The sequence below is a fragment of the Mesorhizobium sp. B2-3-2 genome (genome assembly GCF_006442295.1).
Classification (GTDB): domain Bacteria; phylum Pseudomonadota; class Alphaproteobacteria; order Rhizobiales; family Rhizobiaceae; genus Mesorhizobium.
The window spans coordinates 1-23,813 of sequence record NZ_VFWA01000025.1; the positions used below are offsets into that span (position 1 = coordinate 1).

Consider the following 23,813-nt stretch of genomic DNA (forward strand, 5'->3'; position numbering starts at 1 on the left):
GGCCGGATTTCATCCTGATCTGCCGGCCGGCCGATCTCGTCGACAAGGTGCTTGCGCTCGAGCTCGGTGCCGCCGACGTCATCGAAAGTCCGCTCAATGTCAGGGAACTCGCCGCCCGCGTCGGCGGCCTGCTGACGCGGCGGGGCAGGGCCGCCCAGGAGCTGATCGTGCTGGAGAACGCGACCGTCGATTTGAAATCGGCCATCGTCATGCACCGCTCGGGCACGGAGGAGCAGCTTTCGCCCGGCCAGGTGGCGCTGCTTCGGCTGTTCCTGGCCAGTCCGCGCAAGGTGCTGACGCGTGACGACATAATCGCGGCGGCGCCGGCCGAGAATGCCGACGCCTTCGACCGCTCCATCGATTCGCGCATCGTGCGGCTGCGCCGCAAGCTCGATACGGAAGCCATCACCACCATACGCGGCGCCGGCTACCGTTTCGATCCGCCGGCGCAATTCGCCGATTGACGGCCCGGCGCTCACGTCATTCCCCTGGCTGAGCATCGGATTTCCCAGAACGGTTTTTCACCTTGGGCCCGATTGCCATGCGGCTCAGCGCACCACCAGTAACGATGGCCCCGATGGCATGTCGCCGCTTGTCGCGAACTCGCCTGCATGCGCGCGCTCTTTCAAGAGCACCGTGGCAAGCCCGGCAAAACCGAGCAGGCCCTGGGCGTAGAGCAGTGCCGAAAGCACCGAAGCTGCAAGTTTCGTTTTCATTGCATCAATCCCCCAGTAATTCATGTTGCGGCGGCTTGTTTTCCGAAGACCAGCGCTCGTCTTGGGTGGGCGCGTGTCGCTTCGGCGTACTTCAGGAAACTCCCGAAGTGCCCGCGCCGTCTACGGAGCCCCCCGTCACGGCGCGGGCCTTCGGTCCTCTCAGCAGCAAGTTGCCGGAGGGGCCGCGCAATGCCAGCAGCCGAAGGCCAACCCGCCAGTGGGCCTTGAGCCGGACGATGCGCAGGCTGGAACAATCCAGACCGTGGCACAAAACAGGACGGTATGCAGGGTTGAGATCTCACTCGAACTCATCGCCGCGAGGCTGGCCATGGAACCGTCGGCAACCGTGCCGGCGCCGCTGATGGCTGCTGCTGCGATGCTGATCCCGAGAAACCAGGACCACATATTCGTTTTCGTTCCCGTGGTCGTTGCCGTCTGCTTTCGTTACGTCAACTCTGCCGGCGGCCTGTATCCGCTTCATGCCGCCTGAAGTAGCGCTTTGTTGCAGATCAGTTTCGAAATTGAGCCCCAATCTTTCATCTTGGGGAAATTCGAACTTTCGTTTCGGGCTGAATACCTATGTGCCGTGTCCTGTGCGAGTTGACAGCTTCGATGTCCGCCCTTTTTGGCTTAGGTGCTGTTAACCAGAGGAAACACATTCGAAACACAAACGAGCATTTCACGAAATCTCACCGAAACATGATGCAAGGATAAGCCGCTCATCGAATTTGGGGCCGGCCAGACCGGCAGAGAGAGGGACATCATGCATACTGCCATTTCCGCCAAGCTCATCAACATCACCGCCGCCGCTGCCCTGACGGGCGCGGCACTTCTGTTAGGTGCCGGCACGGGTACCGCGCATGCCGCCAACAAGATCGTGGCGCGCGTCTCGCTTTCGCAACAGGTCATGGAAGTCTCGGTCGACGGCCGCCCGGCCTTCGCCTGGAAGGTTTCCACCGGTGACAGGGCGCATGTGACGCCGACCGGCTCGTTCAAGCCGACGCGCATGCATGAAATGTGGTATTCGAAGAAGTACGACAACGCGCCGATGCCGCATTCGGTGTTCTTCAGCGGCGGCTATGCGGTGCATGCGACTTATGCCATCAAGCGGCTTGGCCGGCCGGCCTCACATGGTTGCGTGCGGCTGCATCCCGACAATGCCGCCGATTTCTACCAGCTCGTCGAGACCTTCGGGCCGGCCAACACCAGCATCGTCATCGTCAAGTAGCAGGCTGGCAACGGGTCGGCACAGCAGCCATATCCGTTCAGGGCTCCCGCCGGAACATCTTTTCGCGGCAGTAGAGCACAGCCAAAAAAGAGGCCGGGGTGTTCCGGCCTCTTTTTTGTTAGTTTTTGTTAGTTCGGCAATGCCGTTTCCATTAGCTCGGCAATGCCGGCATCAGTTTGGGATCCGGCTTCTCTGCCACCTCGGGCAGATCCTTGCTGGCAATGAAGGTATAGAACATGGGCACGACGAAGAGCGTGAACATGGTGCCGACCAGGATGCCGGTGAAAATGACCAGGCCCATCGAATAGCGGGCAGCCGCGCCGGCGCCGCTGGACGTGATCAGCGGCACCACGCCAAGCGCCATCGCCGCCGTCGTCATCAGGATCGGCCGCAGCCTCACCTTGGCCGAAGCGATGATGGCGTCGCGCCGCCGCATACCGTGGATCTCGCGCTGCTGGTTGGCGAACTCGACCAGCAGGATGCCGTGCTTTGTGATCAGGCCGATCAAAGTGATCAGTCCGACCTGCGTGTAGATGTTGAGTGTGCCAAGGCCCAGATTGAGCGGCACGATGGCGCCGAAGATCGAAAGCGGCACCGCCATCATGATGATCAGCGGATCACGGAAGCTTTCGAACTGCGCCGCCAGCACCAGATAGATGACGATGACGGCCGCCCCGAAAGCGATCAGGATCGTATTGCCCTGTTCCTTCTCCTGCCTGGACTGGCCCGAATAGTCGATGAAGAAGGTGTCGGGCAGGTTCTCCCTGGCAATGTCCTCGAGGACTTTCAATCCGTCGCCGGTGGTGACGCCGGGCAGCGGCAGCGCCGAGATCGTCGACGAATTCAGCTGGTTGAACTGCTCGATCGCGGCCGGCGACGCATTGGTCGAGATCTTCACCACCGCCGACAGCGGCACCATCTCGCCCGTTACGCTGCGCACGAAATACTCGCCGAGTTTTTCGGGATTGTCGCGGAATTCTTTCGGCACTTGCGGGATGATGTCGTAGCTGTTGGAGTCGCGGTCGAACTGCGCCACTTCGGCGCCGCCGACCAGCAGCGTCAGCGTCCGGCCGATATCGGCGATCGGCAGGTTCAGCGCCGCGGCGCGGTCGCGGTCGATGGTCACCGTCACCTGCGGCGCATCGTAGGCCATCGAATTCTGCACGACGATGAAGCGGCCGGAAGCCTGTGCCTTGTTCTTGATCTTCTCGGCCACGTCGTACACTTCCGAGGAGTCGCCGGTCGATCGCACGACCATGGCGATGGGCAGGCCGCCGCCGGAGCCCGGCAGCGTCGGCGGCGCAAAGACGAAGGCCTGGACGCCCGCCACCTTGGCGAGACGGGCTGTGATGTCGGCCTGCAGCTCCTTCGAGTTGCGCTTGCGCTCCGCCCAGTCCTTGAAGGCGAAACCGACGAACGCACTGTTCGTCGTGCCGCCGAACGCGACGGCCGAGAACTGCGCCCGCGTTTCGGGAATATCCTTCACCAGACCGAGCATCTGGTTGACGTAAGTCTCGGTGTAGTCGGATGTCGCGTAACGCGGCGCCGTTACAAGCGAGAGCAGGAAGCCCTGGTCTTCTTCCGGCGCCAGTTCGGTTGAGGTCTTGGTGAACATGAAGCCGGTCACCCCGACAAGCGCCAGCACGATGATCAGCGTCAGCGGGCGATAGTTGAGCGACCCGGTGACGGCCCGCTCATAGACGTGCTCGACCCGCGCGAAAGTGCCGTCGACAATGCGCTGGAAACGGCCTGGCGTGCCGGACTTCAGCAGGCGCGCCGACATCATCGGCGTGATGGTGATGGCGATCACGCCCGACAGCACCACCGAGCCGGCGAGCGTGACCGCGAATTCGCGGAACAGCGCGCCGGTCAGGCCGCCGGTGAAGGCCAGTGGCGCGAACACCGCGGCCAGGGTCATGGTCATGGCAACGATGGCGGTGGCGATCTCGCGCATGCCGTTGAAGGCCGCCTGCATCGGCGACATGTGGTCCTCTTCCATGTGGCGGTGGATATTTTCCACCACCACGATGGCGTCGTCGACGACGAGGCCGATCGCCAGAACCATGGCGAGCAGCGACAGAAGGTTGATCGAATAGCCCACCGCGAACAACAGGAAACAGACGCCGATCAGTGACAGCGGGATAGTGACGATGGGCATCATCACCGAACGGAAAGAGCCCAGGAACAGAAGGATAACGACGACGACGATGGCAACAGCCTCGCCGATGGTCTTGAACACTTCGTCGATCGAGGCGCTGATCTGCCCGGTCGCGTCGTAGACGATCTCGATCGTCATGCCTTTCGGCAGCGTCTCCTGGATTTGAGGCACCAGCCTGGTGAGCGCCGCCGCCGTGGTCAGAGGATTGGCAGCGGGGGTCGGGAAGATGGCGAGGAAGGTGCCTGGCTTGCCGTTGAAGGAGACCCTGGTGTCGGTGTTCTCGGCGCCGAGTTCGACGCGAGCGACATCGCGCAGCCGCACCACATTGCCGTCGGTCGAGCGCAGCGGCAGCTCGGCGAAGGCTTCGGGCGTCTGCAGCGTCGAGCGCACGGTGATCGAGGAGACGACATATTCGTTCTCGGTGTTGCCGGGCGCCGACAGGAAGTTGGAGTTGTTGATCGCCGTCAGCACCTCCGATGCGGTCACGCCGCGCGCGGCGAGCCTGACCGGATCGATCCAGACGCGCATCGAATATTCCTGGGCGCCGAAGATCTGCACGTCGGCGACGCCTTCGACCGTCGACATGCGGGGCCTGATGACGCGCTCGATATACTCGGTCAGCTGCTCCTTCGTCATGTTCGGGTTCTGCATCGAGATGTACATCATCGCGAACTGCTGGCCCGTGCCCTTGACGATGACGGGATCCTTGGAGGCGTCCGGCAAGGTGCCGCGCACGCCCTGGACCTTGGACAGCACCTCGGTCAGCGCGACGTCCGGGTTGGAGCCGAGCTTCATCTGCACCGTGACCGTGCTGGAGGACGGTCGGCTCGACGACGTGACGTAATCGATGTTCTCGGTCGAGGCGACGGCGCGCGCGATCGGAGCGGAAATGAAGCCCTGGATCAGGTCGGCGCTGGCGCCCGGATAGGCCGTCGTGATGGTGATCGCGGTTTCGTCAACCTTCGGATACTGGCGGATCGACAGGCTGAATATGCCCTGGAAGCCCAGGAGCAGGATCATGCATGCAAGAACCGTGGAGAGGACGGGCCGGCGAATGAAGAGATCGGAAACGCTCATTGCTGGTCGGCCTGCTTGTTCGCCGATTTGGTTGGGTCGATGGTGTTGTCGACGTTGACGGACATGCCGTTGAAGAGGCGATTCTGACCTGCCGTGACAACCTCATCGCCCGCCTTGAGGCCCTCGACGATCTCGACCATGCCCTCGTTGCGGCGGCCGGGCTTGACGAACACCTGCGACAGGACAAGGGCAGGCTGCTCGCCCCCTGCGGCCGGCTTGGCCTGATCGGCGGCCGTTTTGTCCGCCGGTTTTGCCGCATCGGCGGCAGGCTTCGCGGCTTCGGCCGGTTTGGCATCGGCCGCGGGCTTGGCGTCCGCCGGCTTGTCGGTCGCCGCAGCCGCGGCGGGTTTTGTCTCATTGGTCGGCTGCGCCTCGGCGGGCTTTGCCGGGTGCACCACGAATATGTAGTCGCCATAGAGGCTGGTGGTCAGCGCCGTCTGCGGCAGCGCCAGCACATTCTGCTCCTGGGGCAATTCGACACGCACTTGCACGAACTGGCCGGGGGTCAGCTTGCCTTCGGGATTGGCGACTTCCGCCCGGATGTTCACCAGCCGGCTGGACGGGTCGATCTTGGGATCGATACCGCGAATGGCCCCGGCAAAAGGCATGTCGCCGCCGCTGAGGCCCAGCCGAACCGTCTGCCCGATCTTGAGCAGCGGCAGTTGCTGTTCGGGAACCGTGAAGTCGACCCGCATCGTGTCGAGGTCCTGCAGCGTCACCACGGCGGTGCCGGGCGCCAGATATTGGCCGAGATCGATCTTCGGGATGCCGACGGTGCCGGCGAAGGGCGCCGTCAGCTGCTTCTGGTCGAGCACCGCCTGAAGCCTGTTGACCTGGGATGCCGAAGCGGACGCGGCGGCACGTGCGGTGTCCAGGGTCGAGTCCGAGCCGACACCGCGCTTGGTCAGTTCGAGTGCGCGGGTCAGCGATGTCTGATCGAGCGCCGCCTGCGCCTTCTGTGCCGCGAGATCGGCGCGCTCTACGGCGTCGTCGAGTTGCAGCAGCACCGCATTGGCCGCCACTTTCTCGTTGGCATGGAAGGGGATCTCCTTGACGATGCCGGCGGTCTCGACCGTCAGGTCGACACCGCGCACGGCGCGGACCGTGCCGATTGCCTCGATGCCCGGCGTCCAGTTCGACGGCTTGACGATGGTTGTCGACACGGTTGCCGCTGGCGGCTTCATCGTGGCGAAATATTGCTTGATGCCGTTGTCACGCAGGAAATTGAACCCGACGATGCCGCCGACCACGATGACGAGCACGGCCAACACAAGAATGATGATAACGAAACGGAGTATGCGCTTGAACAAGGAAGTCCCCTCAGTCGAAATCCGGCGCGAAGCGCGGATATCGGGACACATATCGACTGCGGGCCCCGATTTCAAATGACCGCGGTCTTACTGTACCGTCTGGACGGTCTTGTCAATTGGGCCTAAGCTTGCGATGGGAGGCGCCATGAAAGCCCAACGAACGAACTCGCGCGAGAGGATTCTCGCTGCGGCGGCGGACGTCGCACGGGAATCCGGCCCCGGTAGCCTGTCCCTGGATGCCGTCGCCAGCCGCGCCGGCGTATCGAAGGGCGGACTGCTCTACAATTTCCCGACCAAGGCCAAATTGATGCAGGGCCTGGTCGAAGGCTATCTGCGCGAATTCGAGCAGGCGCTGGAGACCGCCAACAGCAACGACAAGGGCGCAAACCCGCTCGCCGTCTACATCAGGCTTTCGGCCAAGGATTGCGAGGACAAGCAGCCATCGGCCTCGTGGATATTTTCGGCGATCGCCGAGGATCCGGACTTCATGTCGCCGATAAAGACCTTCAAACGACAACTGTTCCAACGACTGAAGAGCGAGACGCCGGATCTCAAGTCGCTGCTGGTCTGCTATCTCGCCATCGAAGGCCTGCGCAGCATGAACCTGTTCGACGCGGATGTGCTTTCCCCAGACGAGCGGCAATTGCTGGTGTCGTCGCTGCTGGAAATCGCTGGATCGTCCGATGTCGGCCCTGCCCGGGCCAAGCGACCCTGACGGACCATCAGGGCGGTTCGGTGTCTACGCAATTCCGGAGGAAAAACCGCGCTCCCGCCGGCGATTGGCGCGTCCTCGTCGAGGTAGATCGGGTGGACATAGCCGCCATGCTGGCCCTTGCAGTGCACCGGGATGACCTGGCCGGTCTCGGTGTAGTCGCCGAAGCCGGTCGGTTCAGGCGCGGATATATGGCTGTGGCATCGTCATGTTGCGGCGCACAAGAACGCGTTCTATCTTTCGTGTTCCCTCCCACCATCGCGAGATCACCCATGGGTTCTCTGTCTTCGAAGAATGCGCTCGTCACCGGCTCGAACAGCGGTATCGGCCTGGCCATCGCCCGCGCCTTCGCCGCCGAAGGCGCCAACGTCACCATCAACGGCCTGGGCAATGCCGCCGATATCGAGCGGGAGCGCGCCGGCATCGAGAAGGATTTCGGCGTCAAATGCCGCTACTCCGACGCCAACATGATGGACGGCGCGGCGGTCAGCGCGATGGTGCATGAGGCGGAAGAGGCGTTCGGCAGCCTCGACATCCTGGTCAACAATGCCGGCATCCAGCATGTCGCGCCGATCGACGAATTCCCCGACGATAAATGGGAAGCGATCATCCGCGTCAACCTGGTGTCGGCCTTCTACGCGATCAAGGCGGCGCTGCCCGGCATGAAGAGCCGCAAATGGGGCCGCATCATCAACACGGCTTCCGCGCATGCGCTCGTCGCCTCGCCGTTCAAATCCGCCTATGTCTCGGCCAAGCACGGCATATCAGGCCTGACCAAGACGGTGGCGCTGGAAGTGGCGCAGGAGGGCATCACCGTCAACGCGATCGCGCCCGGCTATGTCTGGACGCCGCTGGTCGAGAAGCAGATTCCCGACACGATGAAGGCGCGCGGCATGACCGAGGAACAGGTCAAGCGCGATGTGCTGCTGGCAGCACAGCCGACAAAGGAATTCGTCGCCGTCGAGGACCTTGCCGCCCTGGCGCTGTTCCTGTGCTCGGATTCAGCCAGGCAGATCACCGGCGCGACCTTGCCGATGGACGGCGGCTGGACGGCACAATAAAGCCCAGGCGAGGCGTCCTGTTTCTGGCTGGCGCCTTCGGAGCCGGCAAGCGGTTGCAAGTGGCACAGGACCGGTCGGTCCTCCTGTTTATGCACGACCCGCCATTCGGCATCCACATGCCGGTGCTCGACGAGGTCAGGCTGACCGACGCCGATGCCGATGCCCTTCAAGAGCTACTCCAACGCCATGGCAATGTCCGTCACATCTTCATCGGACATGTCCATCGACTGATCGCCGGCAACTGGCGCGGTATTCCGGTCAGCACGCTGCGCTCGTTTTCTCGGAAAGCTGGAGTCTCGGCCACGAACCGCCGCCTACGCCGTGATCTTGGTCGACGCGGATGAGGTGATCATCCATTTTCACGATTTTTCCGGTTGGCTGGCACTTAGGCAGGCGAACGCCCGTTCTCCCGTCACACGCCCAGCGCCTCGGCGCCGGACGCGTAAGCGCGTCTTGAGCCCGAACTTTTCCGGGTCCGAATGCGTCGAACCGTCGCGAGCCGTTGGATTATCCGATTTGCTGGCTTTCCCACCTCGCCGCCGATGCTGGGAAGTGCTGCAAAAGCGCTACGAATCTGGACATTAGTCTTGACAGAAATACAGATGTTCAATACCCCGTCAGGTGATTGAATAGCAGCATTACGGGAGGAATGAGCGATATGGCTTCCAATGTTTCGTTGACGGGCCTTGCCCGTGATCTCGAGGTGCGGGCCAAGTCGGGCAAGCCGATCCGCATCGGCCTGATCGGTTCGGGCGAGATGGGAACCGACATCGTCACCCGTGTCGCCCATATGTCCGGCATCGAGATCGGCGCCATTTCCGAGCTGAACCTGCCGGCGGCCAGCAAGGCCGTGGACATCGCCTTCCAGGAAACCGGGCATGCGCGCGAGGTGTCGAACGCCTCGGCGATGACGGCCGCCATGGAGGCCGGCAAGGTGGCGGTCACCAACGACGCCAGCCTGGTCATCAACAACGACCTGATCGACGTCGTCATCGACGCCACCGGCGTTCCCGCCGTCGGCGCCGAGATCGGCTTGCGCGCCATGGAGCACGGCAAGCACCTGGTGATGATGAATGTCGAGGCCGACGTCACCATCGGCGCTTATCTGAAGAGCGAGGCCGACCGGCTGGGCGTCACCTATTCGCTGGGCGCCGGCGACGAGCCGTCCTCCTGCATGGAGCTGATCGAGTTCGTCTCGGCGATGGGCCATCCGATCGTCGCCGCCGGCAAGGGCAAGAACAATCCGCTCAACATCGATGCCACGCCGCCCGACTATGAGGAAGAGGCCCAGCGCCGGCACATGAACGTACGCATGCTGGTCGAGTTCGTCGACGGCTCCAAGACCATGGTCGAGATGGCGGCGATCGCCAACGCCACCGGGCTGGTGCCCGACAAGGCCGGCATGCACGGTCCGGCGGCGACGCTTGGCGAATTGTCCAAGGTGCTGGTGCCGCAGAAGGACGGCGGCGTGTTGTCCAAGGTCGGCGTCGTCGACTATTCGATCGGCAAGGGTGTCGCGCCCGGCGTGTTCGTCGTCGCCGACATGTCGCATCCGCGCATTTCGGAGCGCATGGAAGATTTGAAGATGGGCAAGGGGCCGTACTTCACCTTCCATCGGCCCTACCATTTGACCTCGCTCGAAGTGCCGCTGACCTGCGCCCGCGTCGTGCTCTACGGCAAGGCCGACATGGTGCCGCTGGCAAAGCCGGTGGCCGAAGTCGCAGCCGTGGCCAAGAAGGACATGAAGCCGGGCGAGAAGCTCGATGCGATCGGCGAATATTGCTACCGCGCCTGGATCATGACGGCGCCGGAAGCGCATGCCGCCAGGGCCATTCCCTGTGGCCTGCTGCAGGGCGGTTCGGTGACGGCGCCGATCAAGAAGGGCGAGCTCATCACCTACGCCAATGCCGCCCCGGCCCCGGGTTCCAAGATCGCCGAACTGCGCGCGCGCCAGGACAAGCTCGTCTACGGAACCGTGGAGGCGTGATCATGGCCGCAGCCAGCAAAGCCGTCGCGGACAGCCGCGCCAACCTGCCCTTCGTCTATCGCCAGTACAGCGCCGAGCAGCTCAGAGAGGTGCTCTACAAGATGTACCTCATCCGCCGCTTCGAAGAGGGCGCGGAGGAGAGCTACACGCGCGGCCTCATCCACGGCACCATGCACCTGTCGATCGGCCAGGAAGCCAGCGCCATGGGCATCTGCATGCCGCTCGGCGAGGATGACCAGATCACCTCGACGCATCGCGGCCACGGTCACTGCATCGCCAAGGGCGCCGAGGTCAAGCGCATGTTCGCCGAGTTCTTCGGCAAGACCACCGGCTACTGCAAGGGCCGCGGCGGCTCGATGCACATCGCCGACGTCGCCAAGGGCAATCTCGGCGCCAATGGCATTGTCGGCGGCGGCATTCCGATCGCCGTCGGGGCGGCGCTCTCCTCCAAGATGATGAAGACCGGCAAGGTCGTGGTCTCCTTCTTCGGCGACGGTGCCAACAATGAGGGCGCTTTCCACGAGGCGCTGAACATGGCGGCGATCTGGAAGCTGCCGGTCATTTTCGTGTGCGAGAACAATGGCTACGGCATGTCTACGTCGACGGCCCGCTCGACCGCGGTCAAGAACATCGCCGAGCGCGCCGCCGCCTATTCGATGCCCGGCGTCATCGTCAACGGCAACATTTTTTCGGAGGTGGCCGAGGCGTCCTACAGAGCCGTCGAGCGCGCCCGCGCGGGCGAAGGGCCGACGCTGATCGAGTCCAAGACCTACCGCCATCGCGGCCATTCCAAGAGCGACCGCAACCGCTATCGCACCAAGGAGGAGATCGAGGACTGGATGTCGAACCGCGATCCGATCACCCTGTTCGAAAGCGAGCTGCGCGACTTCGGCTTCATCGACGACAAGGGCATCGAGGCCATTCGTGACGCGGTGGCCAAGGAAATCGCCGACGGCATCGAGTTCGCCAAGGCGAGCCCGTCGCCTGATGTCAGCGAGACCGGAAATTACGTATATACGGAGCAGGCGTGATGGACGCGATGGTGCGTGAACTGAGCTACGCCCAGGCGATCCAGGAAGCCATGGCGATCGCCATGGACATGGACGAGCGCGTCTTCCTGATGGGCGAGGATATCGGCGTCTATGGCGGCGCCTTCCAGGTGACCGGCGATCTGGTCGAGCGCTACGGCGCGGACCGGGTGATGGACACGCCGATCTCGGAACTGGGCGGCGCGGGCGTCGCGGTGGGTGCGGCCCTCACCGGGATGCGGCCGATCTTCGAGTTCCAGTTCTCCGACTTTGCCACGCTCGCCATGGAGCAGATCGTCAACCAGGCAGCGAAGATGCGCTTCATGCTGGGCGGCGAGGTTTCGGTGCCCGTCGTGATGCGCTTTCCCGCCGGTTCGGGCACCGGTGCCGCCGCGCAGCACAGCCAGAGCCTCGAGGCCTGGCTCGGCCATGTGCCGGGCCTGAAGGTCATCCAGCCGGCGACGCCGCACGATGCCAAGGGCATGCTTTTGGCTGCCGTCGCCGATCCCGATCCGGTGATGATCTTCGAACACAAGCTGCTCTACAAGATGAAGGGCCCGGTTCCGGAAGGCTATTACACCGTGCCGATCGGCAAGGCCGATATACGCCGCGAGGGGCGCGATCTCACCATCGTCGCCACCTCGATCATGGTGCAGAAGGCGCTCGACGCCGCGGCCGCGCTGGAGGCGAAAGGCATCGACGTCGAGGTCGTCGATCTCAGGACCATCCGCCCGATGGACAAGCAGACCGTCATCGACAGCGTCAAGAAGACGTCGCGGCTGATGTGCGTCTATGAAGCGGTCAAGACGCTCGGCATCGGCGCCGAGGTCAGCGCGATGATCGCCGAGAGCGAGGCGTTCGACTATCTCGACGCGCCGATCGTGCGGCTGGGTGGCGCCGAGACGCCGATCCCCTACAATCCGGAGCTGGAGAAAGCGACGGTGCCGCAGGTTCCCGACATCATCACCGCCGCGCGCGACCTCGTGAGAGGGGTCCGCTGAGAGATGCCGACCGAAGTCATTCTCCCCAAGGTCGACATGGACATGGCGACCGGACAGATTTCGCGATGGTTTGCCACCGAGGGCCAGCAGGTCAAGAAGGGCGACGTGCTGTTCGAGATCGAGACCGACAAGGCGGCGATGGAAATCGATGCGCCGGCCAGCGGCATCCTGCGCGATGTCTCCGGCAAGGAGGGCGTCGATATCCCCGTCGGCGCGCCGGTTGCGTGGATCTATGCCGATGATGAAGCCTATGGGACTGGTGCTGCTGAGGCCAAGCAGGACGCGGCTCCAATCTCCCCACCCGTGGGGGAGATGTCGGCGAAGCCGACAGAGGGGGGCGCTGTCCCGCCGTCCTCTCAGCGCGAGGCGCCCCCCTCTGCCCTGCCGGGCATCTCCCCCACAAGGGGGGAGATCGGCCAATCGCCATCTGTTGCGCGCGCAACGCCGTTAGCCCGGCGCCTGGCGCGTGAAGCCGGCCTCGTCCTCGCCAGTATTGCCGGCACCGGCCCGCATGGCCGCGTGGTCAAGGTGGATATTGACGCGGCGATCGCTAAGGGCGGCGCCAAGGAAGCCCCAGCGGTGGCTCCTGAAGCTCCCGCCGCTATCGCATCGGCTCCCGCGCCGGTAAAGGCGATGTCGGACGATCAGGTGCTGAAGCTGTTCGAGGAAGGCTCCTATGAACTCGTCCCGCACGACAACATGCGCAAGACCATTGCGCGCCGGCTGGTCGAGGCCAAGACCACCATCCCGCATTTCTACCTGACGCTCGACTGCGAGCTCGATGCGCTGCTTTCGCTGCGCACGCAACTCAATGCGGCCGCACCGGTAAAGAAGACCGACAAGGGCGAGGCGCCCGCCTACAAGCTGTCGGTCAACGACATGGTGATCAAGGCGATGGCCATGGCCCTGAAGGCGGTGCCGGATGCCAATGCCTCGTGGACCGAGAGCGCTATGGTCAAGCACAGGCATGCCGATGTCGGCGTCGCCGTGTCGATCCCCGGCGGCCTGATCACGCCGATTATCCGCAAGGCGGACGAAAAGACGCTGTCGGTGATCTCCAACGAGATGAAGGACCTGGCCAGCCGCGCGCGCAGCCGCAAGCTGAAGCCGGAGGAATATCAAGGCGGCACCACGGCGGTGTCGAACCTTGGCATGTTCGGCATCAAGGACTTTGCCGCCGTCATCAACCCGCCGCATGCGACGATCCTGGCGGTGGGCGCGGGCGAGGAGCGGGCGGTGGTCAAGAACGGCGAGATCAAAATCGCCACGGTGATGTCGGTGACGCTGTCGACCGACCATCGCGCCGTGGACGGAGCGCTGGGCGCTGAACTGCTGGTCGCCTTCAAGAAGCTGATCGAGAACCCGATGGGCATGCTGGTGTAGGTCACGTTGATGTGAACCGGCGTCGAATGATGCGCCGGCTCACCATAGAATCGACTTGTCAGGCGCGAACCCTTCGCCCATGTTTCAAGTGGACTGTGATCAAGGGAGGTCCGCATGCCCGCATTCGATCCATCCGACGTCAGGACCCTGTTCGGCAAGGTGATGGGCGCGTCTCCGTCCGACATCAAGCTGATGGCGCAGCGGCTGCACGATCACGCTTTCGAGCCGCGTATGTCGGCGGACGAAACCAAGCAACTCGTCGCGAATCTCGGCTATGAGAGCCTGGATGCGTTCTGCGCCGACATCGGCCTGCCGGCGCATATCGCGGAGCGCTGGGGCCGCTTCGGCGTTTCCGGCGAGATGAAGCAGGTGTTCACGCTGCTGGCGGCCCAACGCAGACGGGTGGCCGAGGCGATCGCGGAATTCGAATCCATGACCCATGTCGGCGTCGAGGATTTCTTGCGCGAACGCGGCCTTATCTGAGCGGCACTGAAAGCAGCCTCAGCCAGCCTTTGCCAGCAGCGCCGTCGCCGTATCGCTGTCGGTGATCAGCACATTGGTGCTGACGGCCTTCAGCGCGGCCAGGATCGCGGCAACCTTGCGCTTGCCGCCCGCGGCCAGCACGACATTCGGCACCTGGCCGACGACATCGAGATCGATGGCCATGACGCGGCCGTTGACTTCGTGGTCGACCAGCCTGCCTGAGGCATCGACGAAATAGCACAGCATGTTGGCGACGGCGCCCTTTGCCCTCAACGGCGCGATGAGCGACGACGGCACGATGCCGTGACGGAAGATGGTGGCGTCCGGCGACATGTCGCCGACGGTGAGCAGCGCGATGTCGGCGGCGGCCGCGCGCCGGCGCACGTCCTGCAGCGTCGGCTGCGCCCATAGCAGGTCACGCAGCGAGGGGTCGTCGACCGTCACCGGCGCGGTGATCTGATAGCTGTCGACCTCGAAGACGTCAGCGACCTTGGCGGCGACGATCGACGGATTGATCCACTGCGAATGCGGCAGGCTGCCCACGAGCGCCACGACCGAGGCGTGCTTCAGCTGTCGGCGGGCGAGAAAGCCGAGGCTGGCATGCAGCGTCGCGCCGCCGCCGATCGCCAGCGTCATGCCGTCCTGCATCTGCTCGCCGAGATAGGCCGCCACGGCGTGGCCGATCGCCTTCTCCAGGTGCTCTTGCGCCGAAGGCGTCGGGATGACGACGGCGGCGTCGAGGCCCCAGCGCTTCTCGAGTGCACGTTCGAGAGCCACCTGTTCGGCGGTCGGCGCGTTGATCATGGTGACGACGATGCCCTCGGCCGTGCACGCGGCCAGCGTGCGCATGACCTTCACCCTGGAGACGTCAAGCTTCTCGGCGATCTGCTCCTGCGTGAAGCCCTCCACATAATAGAGCCACGCCGTCTTGACGTTGAGATCCGACGACACCATCGGCAATCCGGAGCGGGCCGGTCTGGTCTTTTCCACAGGCATCGCTTTTCGTCCTCATGAGCCTTGGCCCCGCATCGCCTCTTCGGAGAAAGGCCGGCCGCGTGTCAACTGGCGCCGGATGTCCGGCGTGTCGATTGTTGCATAGTTTTGTTCATTTGTAATTGACATCGAACATATGAACATATTTTGTATATCTCACGCGCTGTGTCATCCACCAGTCATATGCGCCGTGCAGGGAGGAAGAGACAGGGAACCGGCCGGGGGCCGGACCGGTCGTGCACAGACAGGACAGGAGGTCTCATGAAGACGCTATTCATCAAACTGCTGGGCAGCCAGTTGGCGCTCGCGGCAACTTTGTTTGCCGGCATGGCAAGTGCCGAAACGTTGACGCTCTACACATCCCAGCCGGAAGCCGATGCGGCCAAGACCGTGGAGGCCTTCAAAAAGGCGCAGCCCGGCGTCGACGTGGCAATCTATCGTTCCGGAACAAGCGACATCCTCACCAAGATGGCGGCCGAATTCGCCGCCGGCAGCCCGCAGGCCGACGTGCTGTTGATCGCCGATGCGGTCTCGATGGAGCTGTTGAAGAAGGACGGCCGGCTGCTGCCTTATCCCGAGGCAAAGCTCGACGGCATCGAGCCGGATGCTTACGACGCCGACAAGACCTATTTCGGCAGCAAGCTGATCACCACCGGCATCGTCTACAACACCGCGGCGGCGCAAAAGCCCGAGCATTGGGCCGACCTCGCCAAGCCGGCCTATGCCGATGGCCTCGTCATGCCGAGCCCGCTCTATTCAGGTGCCGCCGCCTACCTGCTTTCGGGCTTCGTCGGCGATGCCGATTACGGATGGGACTTCTTCCAGAAGCTGAAGGCCAACAACACCGTCAGCGTGCGCGGCAATGGCGCGGTGCTGAAGTCCGTGGCATCAGGCGAGAAGCCCTATGGCATCCTCGTCGACTTCATGGCGATGAACGCCAAGAAGAAGGGCTCGCCGGTGGAATTCGTGTTCCCCTCGGAAGGCGTGCCGGCCGTGACCGAACCGGTCGCGATCATGAAGACGGCCAAGAATGTCGACGGCGCCAAGAAGTTCGTCGACTTCATTCTCTCGGACGAGGGCCAGAAGCTGGCGCTTTCCATGGGCTACCTGCCGGCACGGGCCTCGGTCGGCCGGCCCGAATGGCTGCCGGAAGGCGTCAAGGTCAAGGTGATGTCGTTCGACACCAAGGCAATCGTCGCCAAGACCGACGCCGACAAGGCGAAGTTCTCGGAACTGTTCGGCGGCTGACAAGTCTCGGCGATCCGGCCGGATGCCGCTTCGGCGGCATCCCGCTGCCGCTGGTCGAATTTCAGGAAAGCAACCATGCCATCAACGATCAGGGAAAGCCGGGGCCAGGAAATGGTCCTGACGGCGGCGGTAGCCGTCGTCATCGTGCTGCTCTCCCTGCTGCCGATGCTGCGCCTCATCAAGGAGATCGTGGCACCCGGCGGCACGGTGTCGACGATGGCCCTGGAGGCCGGACTGAGAAGTCCGGCGACCTGGATCGCCACCTGGCACACGCTTGTCGTCGGCGTAGGCGGCACGGTGCTTGCCGTGCTGTCGGGGACGCTGGTGGCGGTGCTCATCACGCTGACCGATATACGCGGCCGCGGCGCCCTGGTGCTCTGCTACGTCATGCCGCTGATGATCGCGCCGCAGGTTACGGCGCTTGCCTGGCTGCAACTGTTCGGACCGGCCAGCCCGTTCCTCAAGCTGTTCGGCGCCGCACCGCCGCTCGGCACCAAAAACCCGCTCTATTCCACGTCGGGCATCATCCTGCTGCTCGGCGTGCAGTACGGCCCGCTGGTGTTCCTGCTGGTGCGCGCCGGCCTGCGCAAGCTGCCGCGCGAACTGGTCGAGGCGGCGCGGGCCGGCGGCGCGAGCTGGTTCACCGTGCTCGTCACCATCGTGCTACCCCTGATGACACCGTCGATCATGGCGGCAGCGGCACTGGCCTTCGTGTCCTGCGTCGGCAATTTCGGCATTCCCGCCTTTCTCGGCATTCCCGCCAATTATCTCGTGCTGCCGACCTTGATCTATCAGAAGCTGGCCGGCGGCGGGCCGGCCGTGCTCGGCGAGACGGCGTTCCTGTCGGTGCTGATCGGCATCATCGCCATGGCCGGCATCATCGCCCAGGAGGTCATGAGCCGGCGCCGCGACTACCGCATCAGCTCCACCTCGCTGCCCGCCGAGCCCTACGAGCTTGGCCGCTGGCGTGCGATCGTCCAGGCCGGCATGTGGCTGCTGGTCGTGCTGGTGCTGTTCCTGCCGCTGTTCGGGCTGGTGCTGACGTCGTTGGTGCCCGGCTACGGCATCGCGCTCAGCGCCAAGACGGCGACGCTCGACAATTATCGTTTCGTGCTGTTCGAGCACGCTGCCGCCAGCCGTGCCTTCTTCAACAGCTTCTGGCTGTCGATCGCCGCCGCCTTCTTCGCGGTCCTCGTCGCCGTGCCGATCGGCTATCTCATTGCCTGGGGCAAGCAGCGCTGGGTGCGGCTGCTCAATCTTTCGGTCGAACTGCCCTATGCCTTGCCCGGCGTGGTGCTGGCGATCGCCTCGCTGCTCTTGTTCCTGCGGCCGATCCCGCTGACCGGCATACAGCTTTACAACACGGTCTGGATCATTCTCTACGCCTATCTCGCCCGCTTCCTGGTGCTGGCCTTGCGGCCGACCATCAGCGGCTACCACCAGATCGACCGGACGCTGGAAGAGGCAGCACAAGTGGCGGGCGCCGGCCTGTTCACGCGCATGCGCACCATCGTTTTTCCGCTGGTGGCGCCGGCGGCGATCGCCGGCGGCCTGCTGATCTTCATGACCGCGCTCAGCGAGCTCACGGTCTCGGCGCTGCTGTGGTCGTCGGGTTCCGAGACAATCGGCGTGGTGATGTTCTCGTTCGAACAGGGCGGCGATTCCAACTACGCGGCGGCGATGTCCGTCATCACGGTCGCGGTCACCTTCGTGCTGATGCTGGTGACCAACCTGCTTGCCCCTCATCTTCCGAGCGGAGTTCTGCCATGGCGCGATTGACCCTGGACCATGTGACCAAGAGCTTCGCCGAGTTCGATGCGGTCAAGGACGTTTCGATCGATGTCGGCGACGGCGAATTCCTTGCCGTGCTCGGGCCTTCCGGCTGCGGCAAGACGACGTTGCTCAGGCTTGTCGCCGGCTTCGAGAAGGTGACGTCGGGCGAAATCCGCATCGGCAGCGAGGTCGTGTCGGGCGCAGGCGGCAGCGTTCCGCCGGAGAAGCGGCGGGTCGGCATCGTCTTCCAGAACTACGCATTGTGGCCGCACATGACGGTCGCCGAGAACATCGGCTATTCACTGAAGGTTGCAAAGCTGGACAAGGCGGTCGCCCGCCAGAAGGTTGCCGATGCGCTGGCCCTGGTCAATCTACAGGGGCTGGGAGACCGCAGGCCCGCCAACCTCTCCGGCGGCCAGCGCCAGCGCGTGGCGCTGGCGCGCTGCCTGGTCGCGGCGCCCTCGCTGGTATTGTTCGACGAGCCGCTCGCCAACCTCGACGTGCATCTGAGGGCCTCGATGGAGGACGAGTTCGCCGCCTTCCACAAGCGTACCGGCACGACCATCGTCTACATCACCCACGACCAGGCCGAGGCCATGGCGCTGGCCGATCGCATCGCGGTGATGGATCACGGTCGCCTGGTCCAGCTCGCGACGCCGCGCGAGCTCTATCATGAGCCGGCGAATGAAATGGTGGCCTCCTTCATTTCGCAGGGCATTCTGCTTCCGGCCGACGTGCTGAGCGCCGAAGAGGCCGGTCATTGCAAGGTCCGGGTTCTCGGGACCGAGTTGGTCGTCCGCTGCCGGGCAGGCGAGCGGCCGCGCGCCGGCGCAAGGATCTGCTGCCGGTCGGCCGATCTCGACGTGTCGCCGGACGGCCCCGGCTTCGATGGCCTCGTCAAGAGGGTGATCTACCAGGGTGGCTCGGCGCGCATCGAATTTACGCCTTCCGCGGGACCCGATCTTACCTTGCATTTCGAGCAGCCCGACCCGGTTGTGCTGGAGAGCGGTGCCCAGGCGCGCCTGCGCATTAAGTCCGGCTGGCTGATCCCGGCGGAGGCGGCGTCGTGATGATGCTGGACCTCGCCGGCGGCTTCGGCGAAAAGGGCCGGACCAGCGTTGTTGTCCGCAGCGGAAACAATCGCATCCTGCTCGACGTCGGCATCAAGGTCGGGGCCACGGGGGCGGAGTACTATCCGGCGCTTGACGGGTCGATCGCCGACATCGACGCATTGTTCGTCTCGCATGCGCACGAGGATCACGTCGGCGCGCTGAGTTGGCTCTTGTCGCGCGGCTATGCCGGTCGGATTTTCATGACGGCCGAAACCCGTGCCGAGGCTCCGGCCACGCTCGCCGGCTATGCCGATCCCGGGGATCTCAAGCGGTTTCCCTTTCCGGAAGATCGCATCGAGATTTTCGAACCCGGCGAAATGCTGAAGAGCGGCAATCTCACGGTCAGGACGGGGAGGTCGGGACACGTCGTCGGCGGCGTCTGGTTTGCCGTCGACGATGGCAAGAGCCGCGTCGTCTATTCAGCCGACGTGGTGCCGGACAGCAATGTCTTCGTCATGGACGCGATTCCCGAATGCGATCTTCTCGTTCTCGACGCCTCCTATGGAGCGGATCCCGTACCAGGCGCGGCGCGCGCCGAGGCCATTTCGGGCTGGGTGGCGCGACATTCGAACGGATGCCTTCTGCCGACGCCGCTGTCGGGGCGGTCGCTGGAATTGATCGCGGCCTTGCCGGGGCCCTTCGCCATCCACGCCGGCATGCGTGCTTCGCTCGAAGCGCAGATCGCCGCCACTTCAGCGCTGCTGCCTGGCGTATCCGAGATGCTGCGCTTGCGGCTGCGGAGTGCCGCAGACTGGACCGACGCCGACCCGCTGCCCTCGCTACCCTTGCTGGCCGATGACGGCATGGGCGAGGCCGGGCCTTCGTCCCGCCTGCTGCCGCGCGCCGACCGGGCCGGCTTTCCGGTGCTGCTCACCGGGCATCTGCCATCCGGCTCCCCTGGCGATCTGCTCCACAAAGCCGGCCGGGCGGACTGGGTGCGCATGCCCACCCACCCAACACTGTCGGGGAATGTCGATATCTGGGAGAAGGCAGGGCGCCCGGAGACGCTCGGCCATTCCTGCGCGAGCGAACTCCTCGACGATCTGAAAGCCCATATTCCGTCGCTGCGCCCGCAATGCCGCACCGGCCAGACCATCACGGTGCCGCAAGGAAAAAATATATGAGAATCCTGATCTGCAACGATGACGGCATCGAGGCGCCGGGCCTTGCCCGGCTGGTCAAGGCGGCCGGCGGCCTGAGCGACGATTTGTGGGTGGTGGCACCCGACGGCAAGCGCACCGCCGCGGGCGCATCGCTGACGATCGCGCGGCCGTTGACGATGCGGCGCGTCAAGCCCGGCTGGTATTCGTGTTCCGGCACTCCGGCCGACTGCGTGGTGAGCGCGATGACCTGGCTGTTCGCGGGCGGCCAAAAGCCCGACCTGGTGCTGGCGGGCGTCAATGACGGGCGCAACGTCGCCGAGGACCTTGCCTATTCCGGGACGCTGGGCATTGCGCGCGAAGCGACATTCTGGCGCATTCCGGCGATCGGCTTTTCCCGGGTGAAGAATCCGGACTTCAGCGGTGCCGACGACGAGTGGCTCGGCGCGTTGATCGCCTCGCTCTGGCGGTCGCGCGCCGACTGGGCGACGGACGGCCATTGGCTCAGCATCAACCTGCCGGCTTCGCTGCCGGCCGGGATCCGGCAGCCGCGCATCGGCCGCGACAAGATCGGCCGCAAGGCCGAAATCCTGGAGAGCGACGGCGATCGCACTGTCATCACCGTCCCACGCGGGCGCGCCCATGCAAGTGAGCCGGGCGACGAGAACGAGGCGATCGATGCCGGCTTCGTCAGCATCAACCGGTTGAACTGGTTTGGCGAAACGCGGCTGGACGGACGGTTTCTGGACGAGATCCTGCACCAGCCTACGCCTGATCATCACTAAGCTGTCAGCGGCAAAATCTCGCCAATTCAATGCCTACGCTTGAAGCCGCCGCCATTTCATTCCACATCGGACAGCATGAAGGGCGAGGCACGAGAGCGGCGTCGGAATCTGTTGTGGGCGTTGCCCGCATCGCTGATCCTGCATACGCTCCTCGCAGCGCTGGTGTTCTACAATCTGCCGAGGCCAGCCCAAGAGCCGCAGCAGGACCAGCCGGTAAATGTCGCGCTCGTGCCTCCGCCCGACCAGCCAAAACCGAAACCTGCTCCCGCACCGCCGCCAAAGGAGCCCAAAGCCGAGAAGCCGCCGGAAACGAAGGCTGAAGAACCGCCTCCGCCCGAGAAGGAATCGCGCAAGACGCCGCCAATCGAGACCCTGAGACCTGTCTTTCAGTTCGGCGACAAGGACGCCGGCCCCAGGAAATCCCTGGACGGAACCAGCGCTCAAGACAATTCGCCGGCGCCTGCCAAGGAGGAGGCCTCGAAGCCGCCCTTGACGCCTGAGCCTGCGGAGACCAAGTCTGGCGCGCCGGCGGCCACCGAAAAGCCGGCAGAGTTGCCCGAGGCCGACAAGCAAACGGCCGCGGCACCGCCGTTGGCCGCCGATGACACTGAGGTCGAGCTTCCCCTATCGGCTGAAAAGCCGACGCCAAAACCCACAAATGCGCCGAAGCCCGGCTCTTCTAAAGTTTCGAAGTCCCCGAACGGGAGCGCGGGAAGCCCAGTTTCCCCTGATGCCGCCAGTGCCGCGTCGCGGCGCGGGCTTCCGGGCGTTCGCAAGCTCTATTCGCAAGACGCTACCGATGATCCGCTGGCCACGACCTCGATGAGCGGCGTGCCGCGCGCCCAGCGGGGTGCCAAACTTTGCGCCAGCGCATTGCAGCAGCAATTGCTGGACGCCGCCTATTTCCCCGACTTGATCCCAAGCGTGCCGCTGAAGGCCGGCAATATTCTCAACGCCCCGGATGTCGCGTTCCGCGCGACGGGCACATGGTACCATCTGGGCTTCCGCTGCGAGGTCGACAGCGATGTGACCAGGGTTTTATCCTTTGGCTTGCGTGTCGGATCTGTAATTCCGCCCGACGAATGGGTTCGCCTTGGACTACCCACTCGCTAGAGTGTTAGGCGGGAATACCGAGCCCAGCCAGTTGCCGGCTAACTTCCTGCCAGTCGGCGCAGACGAAATCGGCGCCGGCCGCCTTTAGCCGCGCGCTATGCCCGGGATAGGTGTGACCGCCGCCGGTGTAGCCGATCGCCGTCATTCCGGCAGCAACCGCGCCCTGGATGCCGAAGGGCGAATCCTCGATGACGATGCAGTCCGCCGGATTGGCGCCCATCTTTGCCGCGGCGAACAGGAAAATGTCCGGCGCGGGCTTGCCGTTCTTGACCATCGAGGAGCTGTAGATCGCGTCGCCGAAGAACCGCGCCAGCGCGGTTACCGCCAGGCTGTGGTTTATGCGCTCGACGGAGGACGAGGAGGCAACGCAGCGGTCGCCCTCAAGCGCCTCCAGAAACGCGGCGATTCCTGGTGTCGGCTTCAGTTCCTGCGAAAACAGCATCCTGGTCTCTGTCCAGATGTCGCCGTCCGCCGCCGCCGGAAACTGATGGCCGGTCAATTCCCTGATTTTGACGATGATGTCGGACTGTTTCATGCCGATGCACTGGGCGATGATGCCACCGTGGACGCCGGGCATGCCGTGCTTTTCATAGACACGCTCATAGGCCCTGGCGGCCAACGGTTCGCTGTCCACGAGAACGCCGTCGCAATCGAAAATGACAGGCCTTGATCGCGCCACGCGCTTCTCCCCGGAGTTTTGCACTTTGCTACCGGCAAAAAGTCAAATGTTCAATAGCGTGATGTTCGGGCGCCAAACCTGGCCGTCAAAGCTGGCGTAGCGCATCGCTGGCCCGGGCCGACCCAAGCGCGCGCTGCATGGCTTGCCGCGATTGCGCGCGGTCCGGCGTGATCCAGTTCGGTTCGGCGCCAAGGAAACGGTCGAGGAAAGCCACGGCATAGGCCGGCATCTCGGTCACGTTCTCGCGATAGGACCACCATGTGCGCAGGTCGTCGGCGCATTTGTCGATGCTTGGGGCTGAGCCGAATTCCTGCTCGTAGATCGCCGAAATCACCGAAACGCAATAATTGGTGTAGAGGAACCCCTCAGGCCAGAAGCGGACGATTTCCAGCGTGCCGGCATTCTGCTCGCTTTCGACGAGATGGCTGAGGCCGGAGACTTCCCTGGCCGGCGCCTGTCGTATCAGTTCGCGCAGCACGAGACCGGCGGCAAAGACGATGAAGTCGGCGCGGTCGATCGCGGCGAAACGCTTCTGCGCCTCCATGATCTCGACCCAGTCGAGAAAGGCCCTTGTGAGCCGGGCTTCGTCGATTTCAAAACGCACGCCGAATGTGTCGGACACCACCTTGGCGCTGCCGCGAAATGTGGCGCGGAACCAGCGCAACTGCCGCAACCGATGGCGAAGGTCGGGCATAAGGGCCAGTTCATCCCTGAAGGGCAGTTCCATTTCACATATCCCGTTTGACGACAGGCTAGCACAACCGTGCCGTCGCCGAAATCGGCCGACGGCCCTGTGGATGACCATTACGGAGGTCAATATCATACATATTGACATTCTCGGAAACAAATGTTCTCACTTTGCTGTT

The 23,813-nt window shown here is 64.0% G+C and carries 23 protein-coding genes and 1 pseudogene; 17 read left to right on the forward strand and 7 right to left on the reverse strand.

The features are described 5' to 3' along the window. Positions 1-464: response regulator transcription factor (locus FJ964_RS29995; RefSeq protein ID WP_140554274.1), on the forward strand; the 464-nt coding region annotated here is incomplete at its 5' end. Positions 465-548: 84 nt separating this feature from the next. Here FJ964_RS29995 and FJ964_RS30000 read toward each other — a convergent pair. Continuing rightward, a complete protein-coding gene (locus FJ964_RS30000) occupies positions 549-716 on the reverse strand; it encodes a hypothetical protein (RefSeq protein WP_140554276.1) in 168 nt (55 codons plus the stop codon). A 328-nt stretch (positions 717-1,044) separates the two neighbouring features. On the opposite strand from FJ964_RS30000, the gene FJ964_RS31160 reads away from it, so the two are divergent. Together FJ964_RS31160 and FJ964_RS30010 are read left to right on the forward strand one after the other, a co-directional pair. Then, positions 1,045-1,206 (forward strand): hypothetical protein, encoded by a 162-nt coding sequence (locus tag FJ964_RS31160; protein WP_181169556.1) that lies wholly within the window; start codon positions 1,045-1,047, stop codon positions 1,204-1,206. 273 nt (positions 1,207-1,479) lie between these two features. Then, entirely contained in the window at positions 1,480-1,944 is a 465-nt protein-coding gene (locus FJ964_RS30010) for a L,D-transpeptidase (RefSeq protein ID WP_140554277.1), read from the forward strand. Between the two features lie 151 nt (positions 1,945-2,095). Here the strand turns inward: FJ964_RS30010 and FJ964_RS30015 are convergent, their stop codons facing one another. Both FJ964_RS30015 and FJ964_RS30020 read right to left on the reverse strand, forming a co-directional pair. Further along, on the reverse strand, positions 2,096-5,179 hold the full coding sequence (locus tag FJ964_RS30015) for an efflux RND transporter permease subunit (protein ID WP_140554279.1): 3,084 nt from the start codon (positions 5,177-5,179) through the stop codon (positions 2,096-2,098). Continuing rightward, entirely contained in the window at positions 5,176-6,489 is a 1,314-nt protein-coding gene (locus FJ964_RS30020) for an efflux RND transporter periplasmic adaptor subunit (RefSeq protein ID WP_140554280.1), read from the reverse strand. Before FJ964_RS30020 ends, FJ964_RS30015 begins: the two co-directional genes overlap by 4 nt. Before the next feature lie 145 nt (positions 6,490-6,634). Between FJ964_RS30020 and FJ964_RS30025 the strand changes: the two genes are divergently transcribed. After that, the gene (locus FJ964_RS30025) at positions 6,635-7,204 is read left to right on the forward strand and encodes a TetR/AcrR family transcriptional regulator (RefSeq protein WP_140554282.1); all 570 of its coding nucleotides are present in this window, start codon (positions 6,635-6,637) and stop codon (positions 7,202-7,204) included. A gap of 29 nt (positions 7,205-7,233) precedes the next feature. On the opposite strand, the pseudogene FJ964_RS31615 reads toward FJ964_RS30025, so the two are convergent. Continuing rightward, a pseudogene (locus FJ964_RS31615) lies at positions 7,234-7,383 on the reverse strand (acetoacetate decarboxylase family protein); the annotation flags it as partial. Between the two features lie 90 nt (positions 7,384-7,473). On the opposite strand from FJ964_RS31615, the gene FJ964_RS30035 reads away from it, so the two are divergent. From FJ964_RS30035 to FJ964_RS30065, 7 genes are all read left to right on the forward strand, one after another. Further along, positions 7,474-8,262 carry a 3-hydroxybutyrate dehydrogenase gene (locus tag FJ964_RS30035; protein WP_140554283.1) on the forward strand — a complete coding sequence of 263 codons (789 nt, stop codon included), beginning with the start codon at positions 7,474-7,476 and terminating at the stop codon, positions 8,260-8,262. Between the two features lie 116 nt (positions 8,263-8,378). Further along, complete coding sequence (locus tag FJ964_RS30040; RefSeq protein WP_224713214.1) at positions 8,379-8,606, forward strand: hypothetical protein; 228 nt, start codon at positions 8,379-8,381, stop codon at positions 8,604-8,606. Positions 8,607-8,920: 314 nt separating this feature from the next. After that, complete coding sequence (locus FJ964_RS30045) at positions 8,921-10,249, forward strand: NAD(P)H-dependent oxidoreductase (RefSeq protein ID WP_140554285.1); 1,329 nt, start codon at positions 8,921-8,923, stop codon at positions 10,247-10,249. 2 nt (positions 10,250-10,251) lie between these two features. Then, positions 10,252-11,280, forward strand: a complete 1,029-nt coding sequence (locus FJ964_RS30050; RefSeq protein WP_140554286.1) for a thiamine pyrophosphate-dependent dehydrogenase E1 component subunit alpha — start codon at positions 10,252-10,254, stop codon at positions 11,278-11,280. Then, entirely contained in the window at positions 11,280-12,278 is a 999-nt protein-coding gene (locus FJ964_RS30055; protein WP_140554288.1) for an alpha-ketoacid dehydrogenase subunit beta, read from the forward strand. The genes FJ964_RS30050 and FJ964_RS30055 overlap by 1 nt, the downstream gene beginning before the upstream one ends. A 3-nt stretch (positions 12,279-12,281) precedes the next feature. Then, positions 12,282-13,661: a pyruvate dehydrogenase complex dihydrolipoamide acetyltransferase gene (locus FJ964_RS30060; protein ID WP_140554289.1), complete on the forward strand. Its 1,380-nt coding sequence runs from the start codon at positions 12,282-12,284 to the stop codon at positions 13,659-13,661. 114 nt (positions 13,662-13,775) lie between these two features. Next, positions 13,776-14,144, forward strand: coding sequence for a hypothetical protein (locus FJ964_RS30065; protein WP_140554291.1), 369 nt, complete (start codon positions 13,776-13,778; stop codon positions 14,142-14,144). Positions 14,145-14,162: 18 nt separating this feature from the next. Here FJ964_RS30065 and FJ964_RS30070 read toward each other — a convergent pair whose 3' ends face one another. Further along, complete coding sequence (locus FJ964_RS30070; RefSeq protein WP_140554292.1) at positions 14,163-15,140, reverse strand: sugar-binding domain-containing protein; 978 nt, start codon at positions 15,138-15,140, stop codon at positions 14,163-14,165. A gap of 258 nt (positions 15,141-15,398) precedes the next feature. On the opposite strand from FJ964_RS30070, the gene FJ964_RS30075 reads away from it, so the two are divergent. The 6 genes from FJ964_RS30075 to FJ964_RS30100 all read left to right on the forward strand — a co-directional run bounded on the left by FJ964_RS30075 (position 15,399) and on the right by FJ964_RS30100 (position 22,268). Then, positions 15,399-16,385, forward strand: coding sequence for an ABC transporter substrate-binding protein (locus FJ964_RS30075; RefSeq protein ID WP_140554294.1), 987 nt, complete (start codon positions 15,399-15,401; stop codon positions 16,383-16,385). A 75-nt stretch (positions 16,386-16,460) separates the two neighbouring features. Further along, positions 16,461-18,164, forward strand: coding sequence for an iron ABC transporter permease (locus FJ964_RS30080; protein WP_140554296.1), 1,704 nt, complete (start codon positions 16,461-16,463; stop codon positions 18,162-18,164). Further along, entirely contained in the window at positions 18,152-19,228 is a 1,077-nt protein-coding gene (locus FJ964_RS30085) for an ABC transporter ATP-binding protein (RefSeq protein ID WP_140554298.1), read from the forward strand. Before FJ964_RS30080 ends, FJ964_RS30085 begins: the two co-directional genes overlap by 13 nt. Then, positions 19,228-20,394 carry an MBL fold metallo-hydrolase gene (locus tag FJ964_RS30090; RefSeq protein WP_140554338.1) on the forward strand — a complete coding sequence of 389 codons (1,167 nt, stop codon included), beginning with the start codon at positions 19,228-19,230 and terminating at the stop codon, positions 20,392-20,394. The genes FJ964_RS30085 and FJ964_RS30090 overlap by 1 nt, the downstream gene beginning before the upstream one ends. Continuing rightward, the gene (locus tag FJ964_RS30095) at positions 20,391-21,155 is read left to right on the forward strand and encodes a 5'/3'-nucleotidase SurE (protein ID WP_140554299.1); all 765 of its coding nucleotides are present in this window, start codon (positions 20,391-20,393) and stop codon (positions 21,153-21,155) included. The genes FJ964_RS30090 and FJ964_RS30095 overlap by 4 nt, the downstream gene beginning before the upstream one ends. Positions 21,156-21,230: 75 nt before the next feature. Beyond that, a complete protein-coding gene (locus tag FJ964_RS30100; RefSeq protein ID WP_140554301.1) occupies positions 21,231-22,268 on the forward strand; it encodes a DUF930 domain-containing protein in 1,038 nt (345 codons plus the stop codon). Positions 22,269-22,272: 4 nt separating this feature from the next. On the opposite strand, the gene FJ964_RS30105 is transcribed toward FJ964_RS30100, so the two are convergent. Further along, positions 22,273-22,947, reverse strand: a complete 675-nt coding sequence (locus tag FJ964_RS30105) for an HAD family phosphatase (RefSeq protein ID WP_140554303.1) — start codon at positions 22,945-22,947, stop codon at positions 22,273-22,275. Positions 22,948-23,032: 85 nt separating this feature from the next. Further along, positions 23,033-23,674 carry a hypothetical protein gene (locus FJ964_RS30110; RefSeq protein ID WP_140554305.1) on the reverse strand — a complete coding sequence of 214 codons (642 nt, stop codon included), beginning with the start codon at positions 23,672-23,674 and terminating at the stop codon, positions 23,033-23,035. Positions 23,675-23,813: the final 139 nt, after the last annotated feature.

Bases quoted from the DNA above. Each gene is read 5' to 3' on its own strand.
- FJ964_RS30000 (WP_140554276.1), bottom strand. From the start codon at position 716: ATGAAAACGAAACTTGCAGCTTCGGTGCTTTCGGCACTGCTCTACGCC.
- FJ964_RS31160 (WP_181169556.1), top strand. From the start codon at position 1,045: ATGGAACCGTCGGCAACCGTGCCGGCGCCGCTGATGGCTGCTGCTGCG.
- FJ964_RS30010 (WP_140554277.1), top strand. From the start codon at position 1,480: ATGCATACTGCCATTTCCGCCAAGCTCATCAACATCACCGCCGCCGCT.
- FJ964_RS30015 (WP_140554279.1), bottom strand. From the start codon at position 5,179: ATGAGCGTTTCCGATCTCTTCATTCGCCGGCCCGTCCTCTCCACGGTT.
- FJ964_RS30025 (WP_140554282.1), top strand. From the start codon at position 6,635: ATGAAAGCCCAACGAACGAACTCGCGCGAGAGGATTCTCGCTGCGGCG.
- FJ964_RS30035 (WP_140554283.1), top strand. From the start codon at position 7,474: ATGGGTTCTCTGTCTTCGAAGAATGCGCTCGTCACCGGCTCGAACAGC.
- FJ964_RS30040 (WP_224713214.1), top strand. From the start codon at position 8,379: ATGCCGGTGCTCGACGAGGTCAGGCTGACCGACGCCGATGCCGATGCC.
- FJ964_RS30045 (WP_140554285.1), top strand. From the start codon at position 8,921: ATGGCTTCCAATGTTTCGTTGACGGGCCTTGCCCGTGATCTCGAGGTG.
- FJ964_RS30050 (WP_140554286.1), top strand. From the start codon at position 10,252: ATGGCCGCAGCCAGCAAAGCCGTCGCGGACAGCCGCGCCAACCTGCCC.
- FJ964_RS30055 (WP_140554288.1), top strand. From the start codon at position 11,280: ATGGACGCGATGGTGCGTGAACTGAGCTACGCCCAGGCGATCCAGGAA.
- FJ964_RS30060 (WP_140554289.1), top strand. From the start codon at position 12,282: ATGCCGACCGAAGTCATTCTCCCCAAGGTCGACATGGACATGGCGACC.
- FJ964_RS30065 (WP_140554291.1), top strand. From the start codon at position 13,776: ATGCCCGCATTCGATCCATCCGACGTCAGGACCCTGTTCGGCAAGGTG.
- FJ964_RS30070 (WP_140554292.1), bottom strand. From the start codon at position 15,140: ATGCCTGTGGAAAAGACCAGACCGGCCCGCTCCGGATTGCCGATGGTG.
- FJ964_RS30075 (WP_140554294.1), top strand. From the start codon at position 15,399: ATGAAGACGCTATTCATCAAACTGCTGGGCAGCCAGTTGGCGCTCGCG.
- FJ964_RS30080 (WP_140554296.1), top strand. From the start codon at position 16,461: ATGCCATCAACGATCAGGGAAAGCCGGGGCCAGGAAATGGTCCTGACG.
- FJ964_RS30085 (WP_140554298.1), top strand. From the start codon at position 18,152: ATGGCGCGATTGACCCTGGACCATGTGACCAAGAGCTTCGCCGAGTTC.
- FJ964_RS30090 (WP_140554338.1), top strand. From the start codon at position 19,228: ATGATGCTGGACCTCGCCGGCGGCTTCGGCGAAAAGGGCCGGACCAGC.
- FJ964_RS30095 (WP_140554299.1), top strand. From the start codon at position 20,391: ATGAGAATCCTGATCTGCAACGATGACGGCATCGAGGCGCCGGGCCTT.
- FJ964_RS30100 (WP_140554301.1), top strand. From the start codon at position 21,231: ATGAAGGGCGAGGCACGAGAGCGGCGTCGGAATCTGTTGTGGGCGTTG.
- FJ964_RS30110 (WP_140554305.1), bottom strand. From the start codon at position 23,674: ATGGAACTGCCCTTCAGGGATGAACTGGCCCTTATGCCCGACCTTCGC.